The organism is Desulfobacterium sp. N47 (assembly GCF_051233685.1).
GTDB lineage: Bacteria > Desulfobacterota > Desulfobacteria > Desulfobacterales > RPRI01 > RPRI01.
The window spans coordinates 1-3,080 of record NZ_JBAMMY010000087.1; the positions used below are offsets into that span (position 1 = coordinate 1).

The 3,080-nt window shown below is 39.3% G+C and carries 5 protein-coding genes; all 5 read left to right on the plus strand.

Features of this window, described 5'->3' with window-relative positions; all coding sequences use genetic code 11:
- The first annotated feature begins 682 nt into the window (after positions 1-682).
- Positions 683-877 (plus strand): type II toxin-antitoxin system VapB family antitoxin, encoded by a 195-nt coding sequence (locus tag VXK47_RS05685; RefSeq protein ID WP_435547808.1) that lies wholly within the window; start codon positions 683-685, stop codon positions 875-877.
- On the plus strand, positions 874-1,098 hold the full coding sequence (locus VXK47_RS05690) for a hypothetical protein (protein ID WP_435547809.1): 225 nt from the start codon (positions 874-876) through the stop codon (positions 1,096-1,098). The genes VXK47_RS05685 and VXK47_RS05690 overlap by 4 nt, the downstream gene beginning before the upstream one ends.
- Complete coding sequence (locus VXK47_RS05695; protein WP_435547810.1) at positions 1,080-1,274, plus strand: hypothetical protein; 195 nt, start codon at positions 1,080-1,082, stop codon at positions 1,272-1,274. Before VXK47_RS05690 ends, VXK47_RS05695 begins: the two co-directional genes overlap by 19 nt.
- A gap of 270 nt (positions 1,275-1,544) precedes the next feature.
- Positions 1,545-2,348 (plus strand): DUF3786 domain-containing protein, encoded by an 804-nt coding sequence (locus tag VXK47_RS05700; protein ID WP_435547811.1) that lies wholly within the window; start codon positions 1,545-1,547, stop codon positions 2,346-2,348.
- Between the two features lie 214 nt (positions 2,349-2,562).
- Positions 2,563-3,080 (plus strand): MotA/TolQ/ExbB proton channel family protein (locus VXK47_RS05705; protein ID WP_435547812.1); only part of this gene is annotated, 518 nt, incomplete at its 3' end.

A 3,080-nucleotide genomic window follows, 5' to 3' on the forward strand; every position in this document is an offset into this window, starting at 1 on the left:
CAAATTAAAATTATAATAACAAGATTTATATGAATTATTTGGTGATTTAGCAGATGCCTGGGGTGGAAATGAGTGAGAAATTCAGACGAAACATCACTATTCCGCACCCGGATAAAAGTCAGGAATTTTCGATTTGCCTTCTATAATATAATTGGGTGAGTATTTACTTTATCTATTTTGATGTATAACACAATGATTTTATGAGTATTATATGATGTTTTTTATAGAATGCGGTTTGTAAAGAAGGATGTAGATTTATTTCTTTTTTAAAAAATCATCCGGAGCAATATCGGCTTCTCTCAAGATTGCCCTTAGTGTTCCTTATTTTTAGCCTTTTCCAAACGCGCTTCCATCAACTTCCGGGCCACATCCCTTGCAATCTTCAGGGTTTCCGTGGCTGTTCTCCCCTGTGCCACCAGTCCTTGAACCCTGGATTCCGTTCTTACGACAAAGGTTGAAGAATTCTGTTGCTTCCTCAAAAATGGTGGTCAGGATTGTTTACTGTGCCCAGTTCGGTCTGATTGACAAGATTGCCGGTACGCAGACAGGCCGCCGCAAACTTTGATAAAAAATATCAATTTGATTTATACGGCAAGAAATAACCAACAACTTCAAAAAAACCTTCCAAATAATGCAAATAATGTGTATGATATAGTCAATATATACACATGGGAGGTGAGAAATGAGGACAAATGTAGTCGTAGATGACGATCTGATGGAATCAGCCTTAAAGGTATCCGGCCTCAAAACAAAAAAGGATGCTATAGAAGAAGGATTGAAACTGTTGGTCCAGGTTAAGCGGCAGAAAGAAATCAAGCGTTTTCGTGGAAAACTCAAATGGTTTGGCAATCTTGATGAGATGAGGTCAGACAAATGATTTTTGTTGATTCGTCCGTTTGGGCTGACTACTTCAATGGCAGTAAAACATCTCAGACTGATTGGCTGGATTCTTCGCTTGGAAATACGCCTATAATCATAGGTGGCCTTATTCTAACCGAAGTTCTTCAGGGATTTCAAAGTGATAAAGATTTCAAGATAGCAAGGCAAGGGATCTTCTCCTGGGCATTCCGTTTATGCCGATGGAAGGACAGTCATTAGCCATAGAAAGTGCTATGAACTATAGATATTTAAGGAGAAAAGGCGTTACCGTAAGAAAGACCATAGATGTCATTATTGGAACTTTCTGTATTCACCACCAGTTGGCATTGTTGCATGACGACAGGGATTTCGATCCGATGGTTAAGTTTTTAGGCTTGGAGATAATCAATACATAGGCTAAAATGGTTACAAGAACATAGCATCTGCATTAATGACCGGTATCGGATCTGCTTTAAATGGACAGAGGCAGGTCCAGTTGATGTTGAAATTGCCGACTATCATTAACATGCGAGGAATTTATAATGATTCGAATACCAACCCATAGAGCACCTACGCATCCCGGTGAGATGCTTAATGAAGATTGGGATTACTCAGCGTGACCTTGCTAATGCAATACACGTACCTAAGCAAAAAGAATCGATATCAAAATTGTATGGGACAGGAATATGGCAAATCTGAACAACCCTATAGAAATATTAAAATTACTGGATAAATCCAATTGCCGGGAATGCGGAAAACCAACATGTCTTGCCTTTGCAGCGGCGGTATTTAAAAGAGAAATGAAGCTTGAAGATTGCCCAAGACTGGATAGTGGTATAATCGAACAGGTTGATACAACAAAAAAGGCAAATAAGGGGGTTACGCAGCAGCAGGGGGAAGCTATAAAAGAATTAAAGCAGAAAATAGCTTCGATCGATCTGGCGGAAGCCGCAAAGAGGCTGGGCGTACAATATGCATCAGGCATACTTACGCTTCAGTGCCTCGGAAAGAATTTCAGCGTGGATGAACATGGAAATATTATCACGGAAATTCATGTTAATCCATGGGTGGCAATACCGATTTTGAACTACATACTATACGGCAAGGGAACACCGCCGTCAGGCGAATGGGTCACTTTCAGGGAACTTAAAGGCGGAGAGGAGTGGTACCCGCTTTACTCCCAAAGAGCCGAAAAGCCCTTAAAAAAAATTGCCGATACTTACACTGAATTATTTAATGATATGCTTCAGATATTTAACGGAAAACGTATTGATTACCATTATCCTGCCGATATTTCCATTGTTTTGCTTCCGCTTCCCAAAGTGCCGATACTGATTTGTTATTCAGGACCTGATGATGGTCTTGAATCAAGTCTTACCATATTTTATGATAAAACAGTGGAAGAAAATCTCAACATTGAAACACTCTACAGTCTTATAGCAGGACTTGTGGTAATGTTTGGCAAAATTTCATTAAGACATGGTCATTAAGAATAAAACATATTACAGTTGATGGTTGGTTTCAGGTTCTTTAATAAAGGAAATTTTTCAAAAATGTATTTGAAATCAACATTACCGAATAAACGCAAAAGCAACTTATCGTTGACACAGAAGTATATTGCCGATATAAAAAACAAAATTTCAATATTTACCGTTCACTATCTGTTATCATTCACAACTTGCGCAATTTAGCGGAGTATATTCTATGGGTTCCCAGCAGTTAGACTTATTTCACATGATAGGCAATGCAGGAATTGTGGTTCAGGGTGTATTAATGACTCTTGTTCTTTTTTCCATTACTTCCTGGGCGATTATTTTTATTAAATATAAATACCTGCGGCGGGCATTTAAAGAATCCGAAGCCTTTACAGACTATTTCTGGAGATGCCGCGATTTTTCGGATGTTTATGCGAAATCAAAAGAATTAACCGGTAGCCCGCTTGCCAGGATATTTCGCATAGGTTATGCGGAGCTTGCAAAATTAAGCCAGTCGGGTGTTTCCATATCTTCCATGTCTTCAGAATCCGAAGATGTGACCATAAGCTCCAAATTTGCCGGAATGGATAACGTAAAGCGTGCTTTAAGAAGAGCTATTAATTCCGAGATAACGGGTCTGACACAACTGGTTCCTTTTCTTGCAACAACCGGAAATACTTCTCCTTTTATAGGGTTGTTCGGTACGGTTTGGGGAATCATGAATTCATTTCACGGAATCGGGCTGAG